General features: G+C 27.9%; 21 protein-coding genes and 1 other annotated feature. Of the genes, 7 read left to right on the top strand and 14 right to left on the bottom strand.

The features are described from left to right. Positions 1-188: 188 nt before the first annotated feature. Together B3086_RS03930 and B3086_RS03925 are read right to left on the bottom strand one after the other, a co-directional pair. Positions 189-1,199 (bottom strand): sensor histidine kinase, encoded by a 1,011-nt coding sequence (locus B3086_RS03930; protein WP_346849124.1) that lies wholly within the window; start codon positions 1,197-1,199, stop codon positions 189-191. Positions 1,200-1,338: 139 nt separating this feature from the next. Continuing rightward, positions 1,339-2,013: a response regulator transcription factor gene (locus tag B3086_RS03925; protein WP_035135324.1), complete on the bottom strand. Its 675-nt coding sequence runs from the start codon at positions 2,011-2,013 to the stop codon at positions 1,339-1,341. Positions 2,014-2,256: 243 nt separating this feature from the next. Between B3086_RS03925 and B3086_RS03920 the strand changes: the two genes are divergently transcribed. Further along, positions 2,257-3,729 carry a S41 family peptidase gene (locus tag B3086_RS03920; protein ID WP_346879593.1) on the top strand — a complete coding sequence of 491 codons (1,473 nt, stop codon included), beginning with the start codon at positions 2,257-2,259 and terminating at the stop codon, positions 3,727-3,729. Between the two features lie 47 nt (positions 3,730-3,776). On the opposite strand, the gene B3086_RS03915 is transcribed toward B3086_RS03920, so the two are convergent. Beyond that, complete coding sequence (locus B3086_RS03915) at positions 3,777-4,949, bottom strand: MalY/PatB family protein (RefSeq protein WP_346849126.1); 1,173 nt, start codon at positions 4,947-4,949, stop codon at positions 3,777-3,779. 232 nt (positions 4,950-5,181) lie between these two features. Between B3086_RS03915 and B3086_RS03910 the strand changes: the two genes are divergently transcribed. From B3086_RS03910 to B3086_RS03900, 3 genes are all read left to right on the top strand, one after another. Further along, the gene (locus tag B3086_RS03910; RefSeq protein WP_346849127.1) at positions 5,182-6,333 is read left to right on the top strand and encodes a double-cubane-cluster-containing anaerobic reductase; all 1,152 of its coding nucleotides are present in this window, start codon (positions 5,182-5,184) and stop codon (positions 6,331-6,333) included. 179 nt (positions 6,334-6,512) lie between these two features. Then, the gene (locus B3086_RS03905; RefSeq protein WP_346849128.1) at positions 6,513-8,681 is read left to right on the top strand and encodes a helix-turn-helix domain-containing protein; all 2,169 of its coding nucleotides are present in this window, start codon (positions 6,513-6,515) and stop codon (positions 8,679-8,681) included. A gap of 345 nt (positions 8,682-9,026) precedes the next feature. Continuing rightward, positions 9,027-10,403 (top strand): MATE family efflux transporter, encoded by a 1,377-nt coding sequence (locus tag B3086_RS03900; protein ID WP_346879594.1) that lies wholly within the window; start codon positions 9,027-9,029, stop codon positions 10,401-10,403. 126 nt (positions 10,404-10,529) lie between these two features. On the opposite strand, the gene B3086_RS03895 is transcribed toward B3086_RS03900, so the two are convergent. The 4 genes from B3086_RS03895 to B3086_RS03880 all read right to left on the bottom strand — a co-directional run bounded on the left by B3086_RS03895 (position 10,530) and on the right by B3086_RS03880 (position 13,741). Continuing rightward, a complete protein-coding gene (locus tag B3086_RS03895; RefSeq protein WP_346892798.1) occupies positions 10,530-11,009 on the bottom strand; it encodes a hypothetical protein in 480 nt (159 codons plus the stop codon). A gap of 278 nt (positions 11,010-11,287) precedes the next feature. Next, entirely contained in the window at positions 11,288-11,878 is a 591-nt protein-coding gene (locus B3086_RS03890) for a hypothetical protein (protein WP_346849131.1), read from the bottom strand. Between the two features lie 169 nt (positions 11,879-12,047). Beyond that, positions 12,048-12,674: a response regulator gene (locus B3086_RS03885; RefSeq protein ID WP_035135308.1), complete on the bottom strand. Its 627-nt coding sequence runs from the start codon at positions 12,672-12,674 to the stop codon at positions 12,048-12,050. Continuing rightward, positions 12,671-13,741, bottom strand: a complete 1,071-nt coding sequence (locus B3086_RS03880) for a sensor histidine kinase (protein ID WP_346849132.1) — start codon at positions 13,739-13,741, stop codon at positions 12,671-12,673. Before B3086_RS03880 ends, B3086_RS03885 begins: the two co-directional genes overlap by 4 nt. Positions 13,742-13,894: 153 nt before the next feature. Here B3086_RS03880 and B3086_RS03875 point away from each other — a divergent pair, with 153 nt between their 5' ends. Genes B3086_RS03875 through B3086_RS03865 form a run of 3 tightly spaced genes read left to right on the top strand, consistent with a single transcriptional unit; the run spans position 13,895 to position 17,104 of the window. Beyond that, positions 13,895-14,827 carry an ABC transporter ATP-binding protein gene (locus tag B3086_RS03875; RefSeq protein WP_346849133.1) on the top strand — a complete coding sequence of 311 codons (933 nt, stop codon included), beginning with the start codon at positions 13,895-13,897 and terminating at the stop codon, positions 14,825-14,827. A gap of 14 nt (positions 14,828-14,841) precedes the next feature. Then, complete coding sequence (locus B3086_RS03870) at positions 14,842-15,957, top strand: ABC transporter permease (RefSeq protein WP_346849134.1); 1,116 nt, start codon at positions 14,842-14,844, stop codon at positions 15,955-15,957. Continuing rightward, the gene (locus B3086_RS03865; protein ID WP_346878280.1) at positions 15,944-17,104 is read left to right on the top strand and encodes an ABC transporter permease; all 1,161 of its coding nucleotides are present in this window, start codon (positions 15,944-15,946) and stop codon (positions 17,102-17,104) included. Before B3086_RS03870 ends, B3086_RS03865 begins: the two co-directional genes overlap by 14 nt. Positions 17,105-17,273: 169 nt before the next feature. Here B3086_RS03865 and B3086_RS03860 read toward each other — a convergent pair whose 3' ends face one another. The 7 genes from B3086_RS03860 to B3086_RS03830 all read right to left on the bottom strand — a co-directional run bounded on the left by B3086_RS03860 (position 17,274) and on the right by B3086_RS03830 (position 24,773). Further along, entirely contained in the window at positions 17,274-18,086 is an 813-nt protein-coding gene (locus tag B3086_RS03860) for an ABC transporter permease subunit (RefSeq protein WP_346849136.1), read from the bottom strand. A 1-nt stretch (position 18,087) separates the two neighbouring features. Further along, positions 18,088-18,975: an ABC transporter ATP-binding protein gene (locus tag B3086_RS03855; RefSeq protein ID WP_346849137.1), complete on the bottom strand. Its 888-nt coding sequence runs from the start codon at positions 18,973-18,975 to the stop codon at positions 18,088-18,090. Positions 18,976-18,985: 10 nt separating this feature from the next. Continuing rightward, positions 18,986-19,432, bottom strand: coding sequence for a hypothetical protein (locus B3086_RS03850; protein WP_346849138.1), 447 nt, complete (start codon positions 19,430-19,432; stop codon positions 18,986-18,988). 12 nt (positions 19,433-19,444) lie between these two features. Then, positions 19,445-19,882: a LytTR family DNA-binding domain-containing protein gene (locus B3086_RS03845; RefSeq protein WP_346849139.1), complete on the bottom strand. Its 438-nt coding sequence runs from the start codon at positions 19,880-19,882 to the stop codon at positions 19,445-19,447. A gap of 273 nt (positions 19,883-20,155) precedes the next feature. After that, entirely contained in the window at positions 20,156-21,445 is a 1,290-nt protein-coding gene (locus tag B3086_RS03840; protein ID WP_150845761.1) for a cation:dicarboxylate symporter family transporter, read from the bottom strand. Positions 21,446-21,614: 169 nt separating this feature from the next. After that, positions 21,615-21,849, bottom strand: a binding site (T-box leader). A gap of 144 nt (positions 21,850-21,993) precedes the next feature. Continuing rightward, a complete protein-coding gene (locus tag B3086_RS03835) occupies positions 21,994-23,202 on the bottom strand; it encodes an AfsR/SARP family transcriptional regulator (RefSeq protein ID WP_346849140.1) in 1,209 nt (402 codons plus the stop codon). Positions 23,203-23,219: 17 nt separating this feature from the next. Then, a complete protein-coding gene (locus B3086_RS03830; RefSeq protein ID WP_346879596.1) occupies positions 23,220-24,773 on the bottom strand; it encodes an amidohydrolase in 1,554 nt (517 codons plus the stop codon). Positions 24,774-24,886: the final 113 nt, after the last annotated feature.

The raw sequence follows: 24,886 nt of genomic DNA, 5'->3' as shown, positions 1-24,886 counted from the left end.
TCATGTCATTAATCTTTCATTTTCGTAAGATAATAATGAAAGTCTAGAAGTTCATCTATAAAATTAGGAGTAGCCCTGTTTTTTAGACTATTGAAGTCCTAGGTATAAGTATAATATAATCAAATATTTACCACAAAAAAACTGATTGAGATTAATTTTTATCCAATCAGTTTTTATTTTAGCTATTATTAGAAACTAGTAAATCTTCCTAGGGGAAAATTTATATACACCTTAGTTCCATATTCTAACTTTGACTCAATACTTATCCCCAATCCAAGTCTATTACAAAGTTTTTTACACAGATATAATCCCATTCCTGTGGATTTACCAAACTTTCTTCCATTATCCCCAGTAAAACCTTTTTCAAAAACCCTAAAAATGTCTCTTTCTGAAATTCCAACACCATTATCTTCTATAGTTAAAGTTATTTTATTTTCTGTAGAAGTTGAATATATTTTTATTATCCCATTTGATTCCTTAGAGTACTTTATGGCGTTTCCTAAAACTTGATTTAAAATAAATTCCACCCATTTTATATCACTGAAAATTTTACCTCCCATATCTCCTATCTCTAAGGATATTTTTTTATTTATGAAATCTCTAGAATTCTTTCTTAAAATCTCCATAACAGCTTCTTCTAAATTAAATTCTCTTATAATATAGTCCTTACTTACATCGTTGCTCTTTGAGTAATAAAGGACTTGTTCTATAAAATCTTCTACCTTCTTCAATTCATGTCCAATTTTATTTGTTACCGTACTTTCGTTATTATCTATAATAAGTCTAGCAGAAGCAATAGGCGTCTTTACTTCATGAACCCACATTTCTATGTATTCTCTATATTCTTTTTGGGTACATTCATACTTTTTTACATTTTCATGCATATTTTTATTACATTCCTTAAGAACTTGATAAACTATTTCACCTTCTAAAAAATCTGGCTTTTCCATAACCTCTGGAAGCAAATACTTTTTATCCAAGCTATCTATAGTTCCTGTAATATTGTCTAGAAATTTCTTATGTTTAATAACTTCAAGGGTTAAATATGTACTTAATGGAGTAAACCATAATATGAAAGATAAAAATATTAGTCCACTCCCTACATTTAAAAATATTAAAATAGATACAAAAATCATAAATAGGACTCCATTAATTATTAAAAAGCCAATTCTTGATTTAAGATAATCCCTAACTTTCATTTTATCTATTCCTCTCTACTATTTATAGTAGAAAACTCCTTCAAACCCGCATAAACAGAACAACTATTTAAATAGTTTTATTTTTCCATATTTAAATAGTTTTATGTATAAATAGTTCTCTACATAAATATTTATATATTTATGGCATTATATATCCAAGTCCCCTTCTTGTTTCTATAACATCTTTAATTCCAATTTCCTCTAATTTTTTTCTAAGTCTTGTCACATTAACTGACAAAGTGTTATCATCTACAAACAAATTAGACTTCCATAGATAATCCATTAGATCCTCCCTAGATACAATGTTTCCTTTATTCTTTATAAGGTAATAAAGAACTTTTAATTCATTTTTAGTGATTTCTAAAGCATTATCTCCACAGTTTATGGTCCCATTAGATAGATTTAACTTTAAATCATTATATACTAATATTTCTTGATTCCCTTCATTCCCTTGATTTACCCTCTTTAGCACTGAATTTATCCTTGCTAAAAGTATTTGTGTATTATAAGGCTTAGTTATAAAGTCATCTGCTCCTAGATTCATACTCATTAGCTCATCCATATCACTATCTCTACTTGTAACCACAATTATAGGTACTTGAGAAGTTTTCCTCACTTCTCTACAAATGTAGAATCCATCAAATACAGGTAAGTTTATATCTAAGAGTATGAGATTGGGCTCTTCTTTTTCAATAATAGATATTATATTTTCAAAATTAGTAGGGGCTATTACCTCATATCCATATCTATTTAAAAATGTTGCAAGCTCCTGCCTAATAGTTTCTGTATCCTCTATTATAATAATCTTTGCCACTTTATCACTCCCAATTTTTTTATACTATATATTAACATTAATGTAAAGTTAACATTTATCTATACTAAAACTAGTTGAAATACTTTTCCAATTCTTATTAATAACATTATAACCAAAACATAGTGTAACTAAAAGGCAGTCAATTATTAATTTGTTTTATTTTTATTCATAAAGTCTTTATTTTTTTACATTTTATGGTATAATAACCTTATTTAATAGAATTATAGGGAGGTGGATTTTAATTTGAAAAAAACTTTTAAAATTCTTTTTATTATAATTTTAGGTTTAATTTTAATTTATTTACCTTATTATAAAAAAGATATTTCCTTTGAAAAAGCTTTAGAAAAGATAAATCATAAAAATTTAAATATTCCCATATCTAAATTAAATATTAGAGAGTTTATATCCGAAATTCCAAATGAAGATATACTAACTGCTAAAGAGCACGCTCTACTATTTTCAACACCTCACGTAATATCTCCTACTGCTATAACCAGAAAAGAAGCTATTTATGATGTAGAACTATATTTTAAGGCTTTAAAATCTAGCTACGCACCATATAATTATTATGGTAGTGATAAATTATTTTTACAGGCTAAGGAATCAGTTTTAAGTTTTATTGGTGATAATGATGTAATTAATGTAGCTGAACTAACAAAAACCTTAAAAGATAATCTTGCTTTTATTCCTGATAGACATTTTTATATAGGTACCAATGGCTTTGACTTAGAAAATACCTCTAGATATTATACAAATTCAACTCTAGGAATTTTCAAAAACAGAATAGGCTATTATGTAGAATATGGAGGTGTTCTTTACTACATTAAATCTATAAATAAAGATGAAAACATCGAAAATTATTTATATCTTTCAATAAATACTGAAGGTAAGCTATTATACAATTTAGGTGTTTTAGCAAAATATTCTGGACAAGCTTCAAGGAACTTAAATGTTGTTTTTTATAGAGGTGAATCAGAATATACTAAAGATATTGAACTGAAATTATCAAATACTTTTTCAGATGAGTCTATTTCACCTTTAGACTACACAACTATAGATGATGTTCCTATAATATCTTCCAGAGAAGTTCCCTACAATATAGGTTTAGAACGAATAGATTTCATTAATACTGCTTCTAAAGTAAAGGATTCTCCTGTAAGTATATTAGATTTACGTGGTAATAATGGTGGTGATATATTGACCGCTTTAAACTGGATAAATGAATATTTTGGAGTTTCATCTCAAGGGAAGGGTCTTTTTCTACTTCTTTATGGAAGATCTAAGGATGCCCCCTCCTACTACGATTTTAACACCTTTCATAAGGACCTAAAAACTTTACAACTTGAAAAAATTCATGCTTATTATTATGAACATATACCTAAATCTAAAAAAGAGCTTAATAAAAATTTAAATACTATCTTTGTTCTTACAGATAAAAAAACCTCCTCAGCTGCTGAATTCTTTGTAGAGCATCTAAAGGATTTTGAAAATATTGTAGTAGTTGGTACTAATACTCATGGTACTCTTGAAAGTTCTAATGTAGAACTGGGTTACCTTCCAAATTCCCATATTGAATTTTCCTATGGAAACTGGTTAAGGCTATATGATGAAAAGTTCTTTAAGGAAGGTGAAGGTATCAAACCTGATATATGGGTAAATGGAGAAGATGCTTTAGAACTAACTCTAAAACTTATTGAAAATTACAATTTAAAGTAACTATTTAAGAGGTTGCCTGATTTTTTAGGCAACCTCTTATTATAAACCTATAATTTATTTACTTCTCTTTCTATTCTTTCTAAAGCTTCTTGAAGAACAACTCTACTAGTTCCTATATTCATTCTTTGGAACATAGCTCCATCATGTCCAAACATGCTACCATCATTTAACCATACTTTACACTTTTTAAGGAAGAATTTACTTAATTCTTCTGGCTTCATATTTAATCCTGAGCAATCAAGCCACAATAAATAGGTTCCTTCTGGTTTTCTAATCTTAATTTTAGGAATTCTTTTATCAAAGAATTCTAAAGTAAAGCCTATATTTCCTGCTAAATATTCCATAAGACCTTGATACCATTCTTCTCCACTAGTATACGCTGCTTCTTGTGCTACTGCACCTAAAGTAGTTGCTCCTTCTATACAGTCTTTTTCCATTTGCAATATATATTGATTTCTTAATTTTTCATTTTTCATAATTATATTTGCAGTTTTAAACCCTGCAATATTAAAGGTTTTATTTGGTGCTGTGCATATTATAGAATTATCAGCAAATTCTTCATTGATAGATGCAAATACTGTATGTATATTAGGTTTATAAACTATATCTGCATGAATTTCATCTACTACCACTAGTACATTATTCTTTATACATATTTCTCCAACCATTTTTAATTCTTCTACAGTCCATACTCTTCCTACTGGATTATGAGGACTACAAAGAATTATCATCTTAGTTTTTTTAGTAATTATCTTTTCTAAGTTATCAAAGTCCATTTCATATCTACCATCTTTACAAGTTAAGGGATTTTCTACAACCTGACACCCATTATTTTTTATAATACTATAAAAAGGATGATATACCGGCGTTTGAATTATAATTTCATCTCCTGGTTTTGTGTAAGCAGCAACTATAGTTTTTAGACCTGGTACAACTCCCGGAGCAAACTTCATCCATCCCTTTTCAACTTTCCATTGAAATCTTTTATCAAACCAATTTATAGCAGCTTTATAGTATGATGGTGGTGTAAGGGAATATCCAAAAATAGGATGTTCTAACCTTTTTCTTATAGCATCTCCTATTTCTTCTGGCACTTTAAAATCCATATCTGCTACCCATAGAGGTATAATTTCACTATCATTATATGTTCTATTTATTAAGTCCCACTTTAAACAGTTACTACCTATCCTGTCCACTTTTTCATCAAAACTGTATTTCATTTTCCCTACCTCCTATAAAATCCTAATAAATTAATAATAATTTTTACTACTTAAACTACTATATACAATATAATTTTATCACTATTTTTATCAATGTAGTATTATAACATTCTATAGATAGATATAAATGTATAAAATAACACTATAATTCATAATATTACATAATTTCTATGTATAATCTTATTAGATAGATTATTTTTAAATAACCACGTAAAATGATAGGAGAATTAAAATGAAAATAAGAAAAGAACTACCTGAAATATTTGAAGACTTTGCAGAGGCTAGGAGAAACTCCTTTATTGCAGCAAAAAAACTTAAAGATGAAAATATACCTTTAGTAGGAGTATTTTGTACTTATATGCCACAGGAATTACCTCTTGCCATGGGTGCAAGTGTTGTATCTCTTTGTTCTATGTCTGATGAGACAATTGCAGAAGCTGAAAAAGAATTACCGCGTAATCTATGTCCACTTATCAAATCAAGTTATGGATTTGCAAAAACAGATAAATGTCCATTCTTTTACTTTTCTGATTTAGTTGTAGGTGAAACTACTTGTGATGGAAAGAAAAAAATGTATGAATATTTAAGTGAGTTTAAGCCTGTTCATGTTATGGAACTACCAAACTCTCAAAGTGAAGAAGGTTTAAAGCTTTGGAAGAAAGAAGTAATAAAATTTAAAGAAGTTTTAGAAAAACAATTTGAAACTAATATAAGTGATGAAAATATTAAAAAAGCTATTAAATTAAAAAATGAAGAAAGAAAAGCTCTTAAAGCCTTCTACGGTCTTGGAAAACTTGATCCCCCAGCGATATTAGGACAAGATATGTTTAAAGTTCTTTATGGTACTACATTTAAATTTGATAAAGCAGAGGTACCAAAAGAAATATATGCCCTAATTGAGAAAATTAAGGGTGAATATGAAGTAGAAAAAAAATATGAAAAGAAACCTCGTATTCTTATAACTGGATGTCCTATTGGTGGAGCTACAGAAAAAGTTATAAAAGCAATAGAAGATAATGGAGCTCATGTCGTGGCTTTTGAAAACTGTACTGGTGCTAAAGCTATCGATGAATTAGTAGATGAAAATAATCCTGATATCTATGATGCTATTGCTCGTAAATATTTAAATATTGGATGTTCTTGTATGACACCTAATCCTAACCGTACAGAGCTACTTAATAGAATGATAGATGAATATAAAGTTGATGCAGTGGTGGATGTAGTACTTCAAGCTTGTCATACTTATAGCGTAGAAACATTGCAAATTAAAAGATTTGTTAATAACACTAAAAAAATACCTTACATCAGTATAGAAACAGATTATTCTACTGCTGACATTGGACAACTTAACACTAGAATGGCAGCTTTTATAGAAATGTTATAGAGCCTTAAAATATTGCTTAGGTAAAAATTAGCTATGCAAGTTCATAATAAATCCAAAAACCTCAAGAAAAATAGTTTCTTGAGGTTTTCCCCTTTCTCACTTTTATTCCCCTAGCATGTTTTTTCTAATTAATGCTATAATACTATTAATACTAAAGAAACTGGCAAGGAGAGTTTATAATGCATAGACAATATATTAATTATTCTGCAAATATGCCTGTATCTATTTCTTTTAATACCATTAAAAATTATCCAATCCATTGGCATTATTGCATCGAAATTCTTTATGTTATAAAAGGCACAATCAATCTATATATAAATACTGAAAAATATGTAATAAGTGAAAATCAAATTGAAATTATAAATATAGATGAAGTTCATAGCATTGAAAGTGATGATCCTGACAATAAAGTACTCATATTTCAAATAGATCCATACTTTTTTCAAAAGTACTATAACGATATTGAGAATATGTTTTTTTATACAAACTCTTCTAGTAAGGCTTCACAATTAGGTGAAGAGTATGAAGATTTAAGAGTATTTCTTTGTCAAGTGCTTTGTGAAACAGTACAAAAACAAGATAATTATGATGAAGAAATCGAAGATATCCTTGTAAAACTCCTTTATCATCTAATAAATAACTTTAACTATTTAATTCATGAAAAACAAGAACTTAAAGAAAATAAAGATCAACTTCAAAGATATCATAGTATATCTAAATATATTTATAATAATTATCAAAATAATATAACCCTTAAAGATATATCTAGTAACGAATATCTAAGCACCCATTATTTATCAAGAGAAATAAAATATGCTACAGGATATTCCTTTACTGATTTTCTAAATCTTATTAGAGTTGAAGAATCTATAAAATTAATTTTGGATACAGATATGACACTATCTGAAATTTCTGAGGAAATTGGCTTTTCTCATACTAGATACTTTAATAAGCACTTTAAACTTCACTATAAGCTTACGCCTTTACAATTCAGAAAAAAATATAAATCTACTCCTGAAGTCCTAGAAAAGTTGACTAAATATATAACTCATCCTTTAGAAGAAAGTCTAGATGAAGTAATATATTATCTGGAGGACTACGACAGGTTTAATTATGAGGATAAAATTCATCAGTTAAATATTAATATGGAAAATTGTATAGGTGAATTTGATAAGAATTTTAATAGAATTATAACCATCGGTGATGCCTTTGACCTTTTAATTGAAGATAATAAAGATACACTAGAAGAACTTCAAAGGGAAATGGATTTTGAATATGGACGGATCCTAAATTTATTTAGTACTGATATGGCTATTTTCCCTGGCTCTAAATTTCATAACTGGAATAGAGCAAAGGATGTACTAGAGTTTATAGAATTTTTAGATATAGTGCCTATAATTGTTTTAGATATGAATAGCACCTATGAAGAACATATAAATGACATTAACGATGAAAGCTATGAAGTTGCCTCTAAAAATATATTATCCCTTAAAAATTCTATAGATATACATGAAGATTTTAAAAATATTCTTCTATCCTTCATGGAATATTTCAGTGCAATAGAAACTCTTAATTACAAAAATTTTAGATTTGAATTTTCCTCTACCTTTCCTGAAAATTTGAGGATTTCAATTGAAGAAATATTAATTTACAATAAATTAGATTTTGAAGAAGAACCTTTTATGATAAATAATGAAGTAAATAATATATATGATACAGCCTATATGATTCCATTTATTATTGATAATGTAGTAAATCATAAGGGAGATTTAAGCTTTATAAGGGCCTTTGACGTCCTTGATAAGCAAGTAAATATAACCAATGAACTATTCTTTGGTTATCCTGGTCTTATAAATGATAAGGGAATAAAAAAACCTGCCTTTTATGCCTATTCACTTTTAAATAAATTAGGTAATACATTAGTAGCTAAAGGTGATGGATATGTAGTTACTAAAACTAACAATCAATATGAGATTTTACTTTATACTTATCATGATAAAATCAATGATTTAATTTCTATGGCAAGTTTTTCAAAGCTTAGAGGTATAAAAAATGCGACTTCGAAAAAACTTTCTCTTAATATAACTAATATTCACTCAGATATTAATGTAACTACCTATGAAATAAATGAAAAGATTGGTTCATCCTATAACTATTGGATTGATATGGGGAGACCAACTAGACTTAACAAAGATGAAAATGGTATTCTTCATAAAGCTTCTTATCCTAATATTAGATTTAAATACTTTAAGAAGAGTACAGTTATAAATATTTTAGTTACCCTAAAAACCTATGGAGCTACATTAGTTATAATCAATGAAGTTCAGAAGCCTATTAAGATTAATTAATTTTACCTCAATTTATATGAATATATATATACTTTCAGTTAAAATATATTATGTTATGTATAAAATATATTGATTTTAAGTACAAAAGCATCCTAATTAAGGTGCTTTTGTGCTTTTTCCTATTTTAAACCAATAACTATTTGGGCAGAATAGTACTTTTTGATGGACACTTAAGTGAATGTTTATTTAATTGTTTTCAACTATAATATTAATATAAGATAAAATATTTTAATAATAAATTAAACATGAAGACAAAACATATTTTTCTATAAAAATAAAGAGAACTTTTTATAAAATAAACTCAAGAAGAATATGCAGAATTTTCAAATAAATGAGGTGAGACTAATGGGAATTAACCCTAAAATATTTTCGGATGGAAGAACATACAGAGTATTATTAAAATTTGCCATACCTGCAATTTTTTCTTTACTAGTAGCAGAACTCTATAACATGGTAGACACAGTTTTTGTTGGTAGATATATTGGTCCTAATGCTATCGGTGCCTTAACAGTTGCATTTCCAATTCAACGTTTTCTTATAGCAATCGCTTTCTTAATTGGTGTAGGAGCTTCAACCTACGTTTCAAGATATTCCGGTGAAAAACAACCTGAAAAGATTAAATCCACAATAATTAATTCAATATCTATTACAATAGGATCTTTAACAATAATCCCTCTACTTTTATTCTTATTTAGAGGTGGATTATTATATAAACTTGGTGCAAGTGACGTTACTTTTGGGCTAACTAATGATTATATATCTATAATTTTTATAGGAGCAATATTTCAAGGATTAACTATAGTATGCTCTCAAGTAATGACAGCCTTAGGAAACTCTAAAATAGGACTTTATGCTAACAGTATCGGTGCACTTCTAAATATTGTAGTTGACTACATATTAGTAGCTCATTTAAATATAGGTATAGCTGGTGCAGCTATTGCTACTGTAGTTTCTCAATTTGTAGGCTTAATTTTTGTTCTATACAAGTTTAAAGATGTAACTAAACACTTTAAAATTAAACTTTCAATAAATAATATTCTACCAAATATAGATATTACATTAATTAAAGGATTAATTGCTGTGGGATTTTCAACCTTTGTTATTGAAATATCAGATGCAATAGTTTCTGTAGTTTTAAATAACTTATTAATTTCTAGAGGTGGTAACGAAGCTATAATAATAGTAGGTGTTATTACTAAAATATCTATGTTTATGTTTATTGCAATAATTGGTATAAGTTCTGCTATGCAGCCAATTGTAGCCTTTAACTTTGGTGCAAGAAACTTTGATAGAGTTAAAAATACAGTTAAAGCATCTATAAAAACTGTAACAATAATCTCTTTAATATTTGGAGTATTTATTATGTATTTTGCTCCAAAAATGATAGGTTTGTTTTTAACTGATGCAAAGTTATTACCTGAGGCTGTTAAGGCCCTTAGAATATGTATATTCCTGCTTCCTTTAGTTGGTTTATATTATATAGGTATATACTACTATCAAGCAATTGATGAAGCTAAAAAAGGATTTAGATTATCTTTATTTAGACAGTTAATAGTATTCATTCCTTTAGCTATAGTTTTTGTAAATATTTTTGGTACCATAGGTGCATGGATAGCATATCCTGCTTCAGATTTAATTTCTGCAGTAACATCTTTCTATTTATTAAATAGTACTTGGAAAAAGGATCAAAAAGAAAAGACTACTAAAACCGTAATAGCTTAATAAAAAAAATTACTCCTTAGAAAGTTATATTCTAAGGAGTTTTTACATAATAATTATAAGTTAGGTACTAGGATGACAATCTTAGCTCCTATTATTTTATTAAAGTTACCTAATAATATTTCAAAACTATAATTCGCAAGAATTCACATAGTTTCCAGTAACATCAAAGCCTATATATTGTCCAGAGCATAAAGGTTCTTTAATAGCTAATTTAAAATAAACTATATCTTCTCCACAATTGTCGCATCCAGTAAATTTTGCAATTTTGCAATCTTCTGCGATAGGTACTCTAACCCATTTATGAGGCCAAACCCAAACCCACTTATATAATACTACAGCAACTAAATATTCTTTTCCTCTACAAAGATTCTTAACTTTAATAGAAAATTTAACTATTCTGCATTTAGTTTCAGCATCTATTATTTTTACTTGTCCAAAATCTTGTGGGCATTCGCAAGGATTTAACATTTTATCTGTCCCATATTTAGGAGGTGTGCCTTGTGGCCCTGGATCTTTACTCTGTTCTTGAATTAGATTTGTCTCTAGTTCTATGGAATCAGAATTTTCATTTGTCACATATTTTAATTCATTTTCAATTGTATCCATATATTACACCTCATACACTAATATATTTTGTTTTAATTACAGTACTTCCTTCGATTATATATTTAATGTCATCTGTAATTTTCGAATAATTTTTTATCCTTGATTTTATTCTATTAGTATATTATATGTATATAGAATTTCAATGCTACTCTATTCTTATATAAATAGCATTTTAATATCATTAAACTAAAAAACTATCTCAAAATAAGCTAAACCTTAATGTAAAGTTTAGTAATTCATTTTGAGACAGTCCCTTTTTATTACCAATCTAATATATATTATTTATTAGTACCATTAGTAGTAGAATATACACCTCTATTTAAAGCATCATGTATAGCTGATGTTACCTTACCTACTTCAACTTTTTGATCCATATCCTTAACTATAGAAGAAGGGTTATATAAATCATTAAGACTTTGTCTTATATCTTTATCCTTTAAATAGTTTATCAAAGCTTCGTAATGATTTTTCACATTCTTGAAATTACTATCTTTTAAATAATTATCATCATTATTAGATAATGCTATAAATTTAATATCCTTAATTTGATTATTAGCTAAAGTAAATTCAACTGTTAATTCATCCTCATCTATATATGAACCACGATATATACCGTTAGAATAATTATTGTTAGTTAAGTCCATACCAAAGAGTGTATTATTATTACTATTCGTATCATTTATACCTAAAACTCCACTCTCTTTAATTCCGTTATTATTAGTTGCATTATTAGCTATTCCATTTTTAGTTTGATTCTGAGCAATTTCACCACCAGTATTTTTATTATTTCTTGCAGTGCCATTATTAGTACATCCTACAAGTCCTGTGGTTAATGCTATTGTTGCAATTAAAAGCGCTATTTTTTTCATAATAAACCTCCTATGCATATTTTTATAATTATAGTATAAGCATATACACAGTTATTATTCTTTTATTGCTTTTCCTATTATATCCTTTCTTTCTACAATATATAAGGATAATTAAATTTTTTAATTTCTAATAAATTAAAGTTATATTTATTTTTAAATATAGAATTTTTCACTTTATATTGTTAAAATAAAATATTGCAAGTTGTGTTCTATCTCTAAGATTTAATTTTTCTAAAATACTACTTATATAGTTTCTTATTGTACCTTCACTCAAAAATAATTTTGCTGATATTTCTTTATTTGAAAGTCCTTTAGAAACTAAAGTGATTATTTCAATGTCTCTATCAATTAAATCATACTTTGATATATCTTTTTTATTTTCAGTACTATTTAACATGGTAGGAATTTTAGATATAATTTCTTGTCCAAAAACACTTTGTCCAAGTTCTACTGCCTTTAAGGCAGGTACTATGCTTTCAAAATGTTGTTTTAAAATATATCCCTTAGCACCAACTTTTAATGCAGTTATAATATATTCATCATCCTCAAAAGTGGTTAAAAATAATATTCTCCCCTCATTATGAGATTTTAAAATCTTCTGTGCAGCCTCTAGCCCTGACATTCCCCCCATACGAATATCCATAAGTAATATATCTGGAGTATACTTATTATACAGCTCTATAGCTTCTTCACCACTATATCCAAGAGATATAACTTTTATATCACTTGATGTCTCTATGATTGTCTTTAATGATGCTGCTATAAGCTTATCATCATCTATAATAATTATTCTCATAGTTTCCCCTCCTTCATAATAGAAATAAATATTTTAAACCCTTTTGAATTATCAAAATTCACAATACCATTTAGGCTATTTACTCTCTTTTCAATGCTTTGTAATCCCATTCCACCATCCATACTTACCTTCTTTTTACTTCCATCATCTAAAATAATTACTTGATATAATTTTGGATGTTCATATAAACTTACAGTTACTGTGGTTGCATTTGAATGTTTTATTATATTAGATAGTGCCTCTTTTACAATAGCAATAATAGCATATTTAATCTTAACATCTGGATTAGAAGAAAACTCATAATTTAAAGTAGCCTTACAAAACTTAAATTCATTTATAAGCTTTGAAAGTTGTACATATAAGTCAATAGAATCTTCATGTAAATTATGAACACTACTTCTAATAGAATCCATACCTTGGTCCAAGGTAGATTTAATGTCCTCTAGAAGCCTTTTTGTTTGTTCCTCTTTAGTAACTACCATAATAGCACCAATTTGCAATATAGAGCTAGTTAAAAGGTGTCCTACATTATCGTGAATTTCTCTTGAAATACGATTTCTCTCCTTTAATGTTGCAAAATTGACTTCAAAATCTTGTTTATATTGTAATTCCTTTACTTTCTCTTCTAATACTATAGATATCTCAGTTAAATCATCTCTTTGTTTTATAAATTTATCATGCAATTTTTCATATTTCACAGTATTAAACTTTAAGGTTGCTGACGTAATAAGAAGTCCAAGAATCATTATACTAATAATATGTGAGTATTTATGTATATTCATAAGGTACGGAATTAAAGTTAAGATGCATATATATTTATACTTTGAAAAAATAGTATCATAAAATATTATAGGAATGCCCATAAGAAATTCAGGATATAAAATGCAAAGGATACTATATATTATTAATACTATTACATTTAATTTATCCTGGCTAAAATATTCTAGAAAACAAGTTATTGCCACTGTAACTAAAATGGGTAAGATTAATTTTTCTATACTATAATTTTCTATAAGTAATAATGCCGAACCTATAATCAAAATAATTTTATTTAATATATTATTCATCTATACTCCCTCACTTTATATATCTATAATACCATATACAAATTTCTTAATGTGACAAATGTAATGTAATATTAATGACAAATAGCACTTACCTACAAAGAGATTCTCTAATAAACTATAAGTATAAACTAAATAAAGTAAGGAGTATTAACTATGATTGTAAAAATAGAAAACCTGGTAAAAAGATATGGTGAACTAATTGCTTTAGATCACTTAAATTTGGACATTAAAAAAGGTGAAATATTTGGTCTTTTAGGTCCAAATGGTTCTGGTAAAACTACTACTATAAACTGTATGCTATCTCTACTTAAATATGATAAAGGGACTATTGAAATCCTAGGAGAGGAAATGACTCCAACAACTTATAAAGTAAAAAAAGATATTGGAATCGTCATGCAGAATGTAGCCGTCTTTGATGAATTAACAGTGTATGAAAACATTGATTATTTCTGTGGATTATATGTAACCAATAAGAAGGAACGAAAAGTACTTGTGGAGAGGGCTATTGATTTTGTTGGTCTTTCAGATTACAAAAAATTTATTCCTAAAAAGTTAAGTGGAGGACTTCTTAGACGATTAAACATTGCTTGTGGTATAGCTCATAATCCAAAACTAATCATTTTAGACGAGCCAACGGTAGCTGTTGACCCTCAAAGTAGAAATCACATTTTAGAGGGAATAAAAAAATTAAATGCTGAAGGAGCCACAATTATATATACCTCGCACTACATGGAAGAAATTGAACAGCTTTGTACTTCAATCGCTATTATGGACAAGGGAAAAGTCATTGCTAAGGGCACAAAGGAAGAACTAAAGTCAATTATTGATTTAGGTGAGAAAATAACTATTGAGGCCTTTAATTTAAATGAAAATCATATAAAAAATATAAATATTCTCCCTAATGTTATATCAGTAGACTATAAAAATAATTTACTAAATATTAGAACAAAAAGTGGACATAGTTCTCTTGGTGACATTGTTAGTTATATTGGAGATAATAAAATAAGTTATGGGAAAATTTACTCAGAGCAACCTACCTTAAATGATGTATTCTTGGAAATTACAGGTAAAGAGCTTAGAGATTAAAGGAGGAATATAGAATGTTTTGGCATATTTTTAAGTATCAACTTAAATGTCGTTTTAGAGATAAATTAAGTGTCTTTTGGACCTTATTATTTCCAATTGCATTAGCTACAATTTTCAATTTAGCCTTTTCAAATATACTCACCGGTGAAGAGTTTGAGAATGTTAATATTGCTCTTGTAAGTAATAGCAATATACCTGAAAGCTTTTCTACAGCTATGAAGGAAAGTGATTTATTTAATATAGAAAGTACTGATGAGAATAGTGCGAAAGAATTGCTTTCTAAAGGTAAAATTTCAGGGTATATAACTTTTGTAAATAATATTGAAATAACTGTTGCAAAGTCTGGTATTAACGAGTCCATAATAAAAACTTTTGTAGATAGTTATAGTCAAAAGTATTCCACCATATCAAATTTAGTATCCATAAACCCAAGTATTATGAATGAAGATTTTATGAATAATATTGCTCTTTATAATAACTACACTAAAGATAAAGAATTGAATAGTTCTACAAACGTTGTTGTAATTTATTTTTATACCCTTTTAGCTATGACTTGCATTCTAGGTTCAACCCCTGGTTGTACTGATGTTATAAACATCCAAGGAAATCAATCTCAAAGAGCAGCAAGAATTAATATAGCTCCTGTGAATAAAATAAAAACCTTTTTAGCTGCAATTAGTGCTACTTTATTATTTTATTTTTCAACAGTGCTAATAGTTATACTATATATTTCTCAAGTTTTAAAAATAGACTTTGGTAACTCCATAGGTTATGTAATTTTACTTTGCTTTGTAGGCTGTTTTAATGGAATAACTTTGGGTGCCATGGTAAGTTCTTTAATTAATAAAAAAGCTAGCGTAAAGGAAGGCATTTTACTGGCATTTACAATGGTATGCTCTTTTTTGTCTGGAATGATGGCAGTTCAGATTAAATACTTCATTCAAGATAAATTTCCTATCTTATCCTATATAAATCCTGTTAACTTAATTACTGACGGATTTTATTCATTATACTATTATAGTACCTATGATAGATATTTTCTTAATCTTGGTCTTCTATCCTTGTATGGAGTTATATTCTCAATAGTTACTTATCTAGTTTTAAGGAGGCAAAAGTATGCAAGTATTTAAACAGTATTTTAGAATAGTAAAAAAAAGTGCCCTTTCCTCTTTATTGCTTTATATGGCTATATTTATATTTATGACAATTATTTTTAGTAATGTTGGGAATTCTACAGATTCAACCTCTTTTGAAACTGAAAAATGTAAAGTAGCAGTTTTAAATAATGATAATTCTCCTCTTTCAAATAATTTAGAAGCATACATTGAAGAAAATTCTAAATTGGTAAAAATTAAAACTACCGATGAAGGAATAAGAGATGCATTATTTTTTAGAGAAGCAGAAATTGTAATCACCATCCCTAAAGGATTTGAAGATAGTTTTCTTAAAGATAATTCCTATACTTTAGAAACTCAAAGTATACCTAACTCTTCCAGTAGTATTTTTATAAAATCAATGATAAATAATTATCTTAACACAACCAAAGTTTACATTGATAATACTAAGAACTTAGACTTTGAAAAAATAAGTGATCTAGTAAATAAAGATTTATCTATAGATACAGAAGTTACTTTAGCAAAGGATAATAAAGAAGATACTAAAAGTAGCGTTACCTATTACTTTAACTATTTAGCTTATCCTATGCTATGTATGTTAATACTTGGAATATCTATAGTATCAAATATTTTCAATTCTCCAGATTTAAAAAGGAGAAATTTATGCTCACCTATTAATTCCTATAACTTCAACATGCAGATATTTTTAGGAGATATGGTTTTAGCATTATCTACTTGGACTATATTCATGGCACTAGCAATAGTAATGTATCCTAAAGACATGTTTTCTTTTAGTGGAGTGTTACATGGTATAAACTCTCTAATATTTACAATAACTTGCTTATGCCTTAGCTTCTTAATTAGCAATATATCCACTAAAAATTCCATAGGGCCAATTTCTAACCTTGTGTCTTTAGGTTGTTGCTTCTTAGGAGGTGCCTTTGTTCCTCAGCAACTTCTCAGCGAAACAGTAAAAAGTACTGCTATATTTAATCCAGTATATTGGTTTATAAATGTAAATGATAAACTTAATGCCCTATCAACATTTAATATGGATACTCTCACTCCACTCCTATTTGAAATGTTAATAATGTTAGCTTTTTCAGTAGCTTTCTTAGGAGTAGGATTAGTTATCATGAAACAAAGAAGAACTAAATATTAAATGAAAATAAATACCTAGCTCTTTAATTAAAGTGCTAGGTATTTATTTATATAAGTTTATCCGATGACTACCAGCTCTAATACTCCCATCTTTCTTCAAAGTGGGTGCGAAGATCTGCTACGTCCCTGGATAACGATTTCTAAAGCTTCGAAGAAGCTAAGAACTCTGTTTAGGCTAAATCCTTTTTATTATAAATAGCATAAGTAGTTACAATAGATATGGCAATTATTCCTAATCCTAAAAGTACATATTTCACTTCAAACCCATTCTTTAGCAGCTTAGCTGGAACTACATAATCAAAGGGTGATAAATATAAAAATCCTTCTAGTTCATCTTTCATCTTCCCTATAATTCCAAATATATAAGTTGTAAAGAATACTCCTAGTGCAATAGATGTCCCTTGTTTGCTAGATTTTATTATAACCGATAATAAAAATCCTATGGCCATAAATATATATCCGAGAAAAGCCATTCCTATAAATAAAGTTTTTATATCCATTAATAGTGTCATAGTCTCAACCTCTTCTGGCTTTACAGCCATAGAAATTCCCATAGTTACAACTCCAACTATAACAATAAATAAGTAAAATATAATTGCTGAGGAAATTAATTTTGAAGTTACTATTTTATTTCTCGTAATTGGCTTTGAATATAAAAACTCAATGGTACCTTCACTTTCTTCTTTTACTAAAGCAGTTATTCCAAGAATTATTCCATATATTCCAGCTGCCATAGATATATATTGAATTGCATAGGCTAAATAATCTGAAATGTTTCCAAAATCTACAGCATCTTCAAGATTAAAAGCCTCTAATAGTGCAGGTGGCAAAGCATCTAGTTTTGTAGCAACAATTTCTTGCATTCCACTATCCTTCATGCTAGGAAATAATGCCATAAACATTATTACTAGTCCTACACATACTACAGACCAAATAATAGCAGATTTTAATAGTCTTCTAAATTCAAACTTGAATATATTCATCCTACTTCTCCCCTTCCCTCTTATAATAATCCATAAATGTATCCTCTAAAGTATGCTCACCTATAAGTAACTTCTCAACATTAAACTTAGCAATTTCTTTAATTAATTCATCAATATCTCCTATAAAACTAAAAGTTATTTCACCTTTATTATTTTCTATAACCTCTCCCTTACACTCTTCAACCTTCTTATTATCTATCCCCTCAGCTTTTAAGGTAATTTTTACTCCCGTTTTTCTGGCAAGCTTATCTATTTCAATTACATCAATAATCTTTCCATCTTTTATTACTGCAACTCTATCACATAGATTTTCAACTTCAACTAAATTATGAGAAGATAAGAATATTGTAGTTCCCTTAGCTCTTTGTTTTTCTAGTATATTGAAAAGTTTTTTTTGTATAAGTGGATCTAGTCCATTAGTAGGTTCATCAAGAATTAAGAGCTTAGGATTATGAATAAGTGCTTGTACTATAGCTACCTTTTTCTTGTTTCCAAGACTCAATTCACTCATTTTTTTCTCTAACTCTACCTCTAGTTCTTTACATAGTTCATCAGTATCTTCTTTATTAGTATTTTCGTAAAAACTCTCAGCATATCTTATAATATCTTTAACCTTTGATTCATCATAAAACTTTACTTCACTAGGTACATATCCAATATACTTTTTTATTTCACTACTTTCTTTAACTATATCCTTTCCAAGAATTGTTCCATACCCAGAAGTCGGAAAATTAAAATTTAAAAGAGTTCTAATAGTAGTAGATTTTCCTGCTCCATTTGGACCTACAAATCCAAAAATTTCTCCTTCTTTAACCTGCAAGTTCACATCTACTATTCCTCGATTTTTTCCATAACTCTTTGTTAATTTGTTAGTTTCAATTATATTCATTACTATCCCCCTATTTATCATCAAATTTTGAACTTTTATACAGTTTCAATTTTTCATTAAATCTTTCTCCTGAAACCTTATTGTATAATGCAATAGACCCAGTAAAGGAAATAAAACATACAGTAAATATACTTAATGCAATAGTAAAATTATTACCACTACTTAAGTCAAACCAATTAAAGATCATAGCTAATATATAACCTATAAAAACAAGCAGCAAATAATGAACAATTATCTTAATCCAAGTCTTTACCTTCATAAATATATTAGATGCATATATAACATATTGGAGAAGAGTTAAAATTATAGATATAAATATCATCTGCCATATTAAACTTAGCTGAATACTTTTTTCTCCTAAAAAAGGAGCAATAAGAGTATAAATAACAACCTGAGATGTAAAGAACATACATGTTATTATCTTTATTTCTAATGTGTTCTTAAAAAATTCTTTCATACAATACTCCTCCTATAAATCTAACTTATTTTTTAAGATAGGTACATACTGTCTTGAAACTACTAATTTTTCATCATTATCTAGAAGTATCTCTATTCGTCCTCCAAACATAGGGACTATATTTCTTACCTTTCGCAGATTTATAATAGTAGATTTAGAACCTCTAAAAAAATCTGTATTTTTAAGTCTTTCTTCTAATTCATAGAGTCTTAAATGTGTCTGTAAAACCTCCTTATCCATATAAATAAAGGTTTTCTTATCAACTGACTCAAAGTAAAATATCTCATTTGTATCTAGAATAAATATCTTTCCATCCTTATTCCCTGTTATTTTTTCTTCTAAGGCTTTAAGTTTAGATATAATTCTTGTCACATTTTCATCTATTGTTTTACAGTTAATTACTATTTCTACATCTTCAATATCTTCAACTTCATTTATTATAATCTTCATTTAACGCCTTCCTTTCTATTCAAATTCTTTAACCAGTTAAAAAATTCAAATTATCTATAATCTATAATTTAAGTATATTCTTTAAAATTTATTAAGACAATCATATCCTTCTAAGCTGCATAAATCCTATGCTAAGTTGCATATAAAAAACTTCATCCTAAAGCTAATTATCTTTAGGATGAAGTTATTTTGAATTTATTATTATTTGTTTTCAGAATTTAGTTTAACTCACTGTTAAAATGTGTTTAAATATTATAATGATATATTCGTTTACTATTTGTTCTTTTTGGCAACTTTTCTCTTTTCTGTTTCATCTACTACTAAAGCTGCCACTGCAGAGCCTGTAACATTAGTTGCTGTTCTCATCATATCAATTATAGAATCAACGGCAATTATCATTGCCATACCTTCTATAGGTAATCCTAATGTTGCTAATACTACTGTTGTAGACATAGTTGCTGAACCTGGAACTCCTGCAATACCTATTGAAGATACTATAGTAGTTAATACTATTAAAGCATATGAGTAAATTGTCATATCCACATTAAATACATTAGCAACAAATATAGCTACTATAGCTGGATACAATCCTCCACAAGCATTCATTCCTATAGTCGATCCAAGAGGTGCTACAAAGCTAGCTATATTTTCAGAAACTCCAGCTCCTTCAACTAAAGATTTTATAGTTACTGGTAGTGTTCCATAGCTACTTTGACTTGTAAAAGCCATTGTTTGAGCTGGAAAGATTCCCTTGAAGAATTTTAAAGGATTTTTCTTCGCTACAAAAGCAATAAGTGGAGTATAAACCACTATAAACTGAAGTATAGCTGCTATATAAACTGCCGCAATAACCCATATTAAGGATTTAATAGTTTCTAATCCATTGCTTGCTACAGCCTTTGCAATTAAAGCAAAAACTCCATAAGGTATAAATTTTAATACTATTTGAGTTATTCTTGATACTATAGTATGAGCTGATAACACAAAATCTTTAAAAGGTTTAGCTTTAGTTGGATTTATATTATCTTCTGTAACTAAAGCTATAGCTACAAATAGTGAGAATATAACTATGGGAATTATTCTATTATCTACTATAGCTGCTATTGGATTTGATGGTAGCATGTCCACTAGCACTTGAGTAAATGTAGGTATTTCCCTAGCTACAAAGTCTTCTGCTCCCGGAAAAGTTAATCCTTGTCCTAAGTTAAATACCTTAGCTACGACAATTCCTATAGCTGCTGCTATTCCTGTAGTTCCTAATAAAATTCCTAGTGTTTTAATTCCTATAGACTTTAATGTATCTAAATTCTTTAGTCTAACTATACTTGTAATTAGTGAAACCATAACTAAAGGTACAACTATCATTTTAATTAAGGACATATATCCTTTTCCAACTATATCTAAAAATAAAATGTTTTCTTTAAATATCGCTCCTAAAATAACTCCTAAAGCAAGTGCTGTTAATGTAGTATAAGTAAATTTATTAGTCTTTTCTTCAACTGCATATATGGTAAACACTGCTAGTAATGATAGTATTACTGCTAATATTAAATTTATATTCATTTTAAAATCTCCTTTTATTTTTAATTTTGTTTAGTAATTTTGAATTTACTTATAAGCATTTTAGTAGAGCTTCCTTATTTCATTTGTTCTTTGCTGGCCAGCAAAATTCTATAAGCTACTAATTTTCCACGTAAACTTATAGAACAAAAAACCTTCTGCCCCTGTAATATACAGAGGCAGAAGGTATACTTCCGCGGTTCCACTCTTATTAGATATAAAAATATCCATCTCATTTTAGGTACTACATACCCTAACTCTGTAATGGGAGTTCCCATAAAAACCTACTTGCTTCGGCTTTTCTGCTCCAAGGGGCACTTCACTAATACTTATTATAGGTTATCTCAGCAAATTAACCCTCTCTGTAATAACTTATACTAATTACTTTCCCTTTTCGTTGCATTTGTAAATTCATATTTAACTGTTATCATAGTATCCTATTTTAATTTAATAGTCAACACCTTTTATTCATGAAATTTTTTCCTATAGATTTAAATATATCTGATAATACTCATTTTATTCTTCTTGTTAAAGTCTTATTTTGACTCTATCTATAATATAATTTTGTTACCATCTACTAAGATTTTTATTTTACATTCCGGGTTTTTTAAACTAAATAATTTAAGTATATTGTGCGATATATCATCAATATTACTGACATTTTTAATATGAATTTCTAAAGGATAAACTTTCTCAATATATAAAAGTAAACTTTCGAAAGAAAAATAAATTCTATTCTCTTCGTTATAATGGTTTAAGTTATCTTCAATTCTTAGATTTTTATTTATTAACAAAACTTTTGGCTGTATTCTTAACAGGTCCTTTAGAATAAACTCATCTAAATCCATTAACTGCTCAATTGAATACCTCTGCATAATTTTTTCCACTATACATGCTATACCAAAATATTTAATCTCATTTATAGGATAACACTGTACAATTATACTAGTCTTTTTAACATTATTCACATTAACTTTATCTACCCTATAAAAATTTATTTTTGTATTTTCACTATTACAAATAATACTTTTGTAATAGCTTATAACTTCTTCACTAGGACGTATATTTAACTCTTCTCTTAAAATATACTCACATTTCTTATATTCCTTTAAAGCAGCTTGTATATCATTAATTTGCATATATAAATTCATTAACTCCAAATAAATATCTTCTCTATAGGGATTAATTTTTAGTACTTCATTTAATACTATAATAGATTCACTATACATACTATTTTCTGAATATAGCTTAGCTAATTTAAATAACAATGTGCTATAACACTCCTGATATTTTTCTCTCTCAAAGAAAATCCAATCATTAAAATCAGGACAATTCTTCAAATAAAATCCTTGAAGAAATTCACCATTATAAATATCTTTACATTTTTCTAAAGATAATATAGGATTTTCTTCATTTTCTAAATTTTCCATTACAAAATTTATTTGTAGAACATCTATATAATAATCAAATTCTGGATTTATCATGCAACTATCTTTTGAACTAATAAATAAATCACAATCCTCGCGATTAAATATTTTACGTAATACCCAAAGGCTATATCTTAGATTATATCTAGCATTTTCAATAGTTGCATTATTCCAAAAAAACGTACAAAGCCTATCTCTAGTAAATTTTTTACCTTTATTAGTACATAAAAAACAAAGCAATCCTATAGCCTTATTACTAAGCTTATCGGTTACACTTACACCATCTACTTTGATATCTACTTCACCTAAAACACATATATGAACTCTACTCAATATTTATCACCTACTAACTAATAAGTATCCTGTCTAAGTCGACATTCATATAGTATATTACCTTCTTTAATAGTTGCCACAACACCTATATCGTTAATTTCCTTAGAATCTATGCTAAGGGGATTTTTGTCTAATATAACTAAATCAGCATATTTTCCGACTTCTATAGATCCCTTTTTATCCTCTTCAAATACAGCATAGGCACTATTAATAGTAAAAATTTTTATAGCTTCTAACACAGTTATTCTCTCATTTTCATTAGGATGATTTACTGCAGAATAAATACCTAGTAATGGATTAATAGGAGTTACATCACTATCAGAGCCTCCACAAACTATAAGATTATTATGAATCATAGTTCTATATGGATTTGTCTTTCTAGTTCGTTCTTTTCCCAATCGCTTCTCATACATCTTCCCTTTTCCCCCCCAAAAATATTCATAGGTGGGTTGAACAGATGCAATCAATCCTAACTTTTTTGCACGATTAATATGCTCATTAGATGGAAGTTCAAAATGCTCTATTCGATGACGAAGATTTTTATTTGGATATATACTATTTGCAAATTCATGGGCAGAAATTATTTGCTCAATAGCTAATTCACCTATAGCATGGGTACCTAACTGAATATTATTTTCATAGCATTTCAATACAAATTCATTTAATTCTTCTTGAGTATAATATAATATACCTGATTTGGTAACATCATCCTCATATGGTTCACATAACGCTGCTGTTCTTGAACCAAAAGATCCATCTAAAAAAATACTTCCACCAATCCTATTTAATTTTTTCTCCATCACCTTATCCACATTAATAGTTTGATAAAATAATATGATATCTATTGGATAATCATCCTTTGTATCAAAAATAAACTCTGCATCCTTATCATGGAAAGTATATCCCCCCTCCATAGCATTAATTGTAGTTACACCTTTCGCAATAGCACTTTTTAAAGTATTATTTACTGCAGAAAATCGCGCTTTATTACTAATACTTTCCAATATCTGCTTTCTAACTAATGCATTCGCAGTATGGGTAAGGACACCAGTTGGAATATTAGCTTCATTCTTTACTACACCTTTAAGATTTAAAGGTATAGTAAATTTGTGTAATGCTAAGGAATTTAAAATACTAGTATGATACTCTTTTCTATTTATCCAAACTGGATGATCTGGAGAAACTTTATCAATTTCATATCTTGTTGGAAGTCTCTTCTCTTTAAGTTTAGTTTCATCTAGACCTGTTGCTCTAACTAAGGTATCCTTTGGTGCAGTATCACAATATTTCTTAATAAGCTTAAAAATTTCATCAAAACTTGTAGCATTGCTTAAATCAACACTGATAGAATTCAATCCCGTTTGAACAAGATGAACATGGCTATCATAAAATCCTGGAAGCACAGTCATTCCTTTTAAATCTATTAGCTCTGTGTTATTATCTGCTATATGTAAGTAATCTTCTTCAAATCCCATTTGTGTTATCATTTTATTTTTAATTGCAATCCACTGAAAGCATTGCATCTCTGAAAAAGTTATTATATTCCCATTATATAAAATTAAGTCAGCCATATTAACAACCTCGAATTTTCATTATATACCCCATTATAACACTTATAATTTTATTAATACATATTTAAAAGAGGCCGCTAAAATGTTTTAATAAAACTTTTAACGTTACCTCT

This window comes from Clostridium sp. UBA871 (assembly GCF_002295255.1).
Taxonomy (GTDB): domain Bacteria; phylum Bacillota; class Clostridia; order Clostridiales; family Clostridiaceae; genus Clostridium_J; species Clostridium_J sulfidigenes.
This window is presented reverse-complemented; position numbering and strand designations above follow the sequence as displayed.

Coding starts and splice junctions, on each gene's coding strand:
- B3086_RS03930 (WP_346849124.1), bottom strand. CDS start 1,199: ATGAAAGTTAGGGATTATCTTAAATCAAGAATTGGCTTTTTAATAATT.
- B3086_RS03915 (WP_346849126.1), bottom strand. CDS start 4,949: ATGAAATACAGTTTTGATGAAAAAGTGGACAGGATAGGTAGTAACTGT.
- B3086_RS03910 (WP_346849127.1), top strand. CDS start 5,182: ATGAAAATAAGAAAAGAACTACCTGAAATATTTGAAGACTTTGCAGAG.
- B3086_RS03905 (WP_346849128.1), top strand. CDS start 6,513: ATGCATAGACAATATATTAATTATTCTGCAAATATGCCTGTATCTATT.
- B3086_RS03900 (WP_346879594.1), top strand. CDS start 9,027: ATGGGAATTAACCCTAAAATATTTTCGGATGGAAGAACATACAGAGTA.
- B3086_RS03895 (WP_346892798.1), bottom strand. CDS start 11,009: ATGGATACAATTGAAAATGAATTAAAATATGTGACAAATGAAAATTCT.
- B3086_RS03890 (WP_346849131.1), bottom strand. CDS start 11,878: ATGAAAAAAATAGCGCTTTTAATTGCAACAATAGCATTAACCACAGGA.
- B3086_RS03885 (WP_035135308.1), bottom strand. CDS start 12,674: ATGAGAATAATTATTATAGATGATGATAAGCTTATAGCAGCATCATTA.
- B3086_RS03880 (WP_346849132.1), bottom strand. CDS start 13,741: ATGAATAATATATTAAATAAAATTATTTTGATTATAGGTTCGGCATTA.
- B3086_RS03875 (WP_346849133.1), top strand. CDS start 13,895: ATGATTGTAAAAATAGAAAACCTGGTAAAAAGATATGGTGAACTAATT.
- B3086_RS03870 (WP_346849134.1), top strand. CDS start 14,842: ATGTTTTGGCATATTTTTAAGTATCAACTTAAATGTCGTTTTAGAGAT.
- B3086_RS03865 (WP_346878280.1), top strand. CDS start 15,944: ATGCAAGTATTTAAACAGTATTTTAGAATAGTAAAAAAAAGTGCCCTT.
- B3086_RS03860 (WP_346849136.1), bottom strand. CDS start 18,086: ATGAATATATTCAAGTTTGAATTTAGAAGACTATTAAAATCTGCTATT.
- B3086_RS03855 (WP_346849137.1), bottom strand. CDS start 18,975: ATGAATATAATTGAAACTAACAAATTAACAAAGAGTTATGGAAAAAAT.
- B3086_RS03850 (WP_346849138.1), bottom strand. CDS start 19,432: ATGAAAGAATTTTTTAAGAACACATTAGAAATAAAGATAATAACATGT.
- B3086_RS03845 (WP_346849139.1), bottom strand. CDS start 19,882: ATGAAGATTATAATAAATGAAGTTGAAGATATTGAAGATGTAGAAATA.
- B3086_RS03840 (WP_150845761.1), bottom strand. CDS start 21,445: ATGAATATAAATTTAATATTAGCAGTAATACTATCATTACTAGCAGTG.
- B3086_RS03830 (WP_346879596.1), bottom strand. CDS start 24,773: ATGGCTGACTTAATTTTATATAATGGGAATATAATAACTTTTTCAGAG.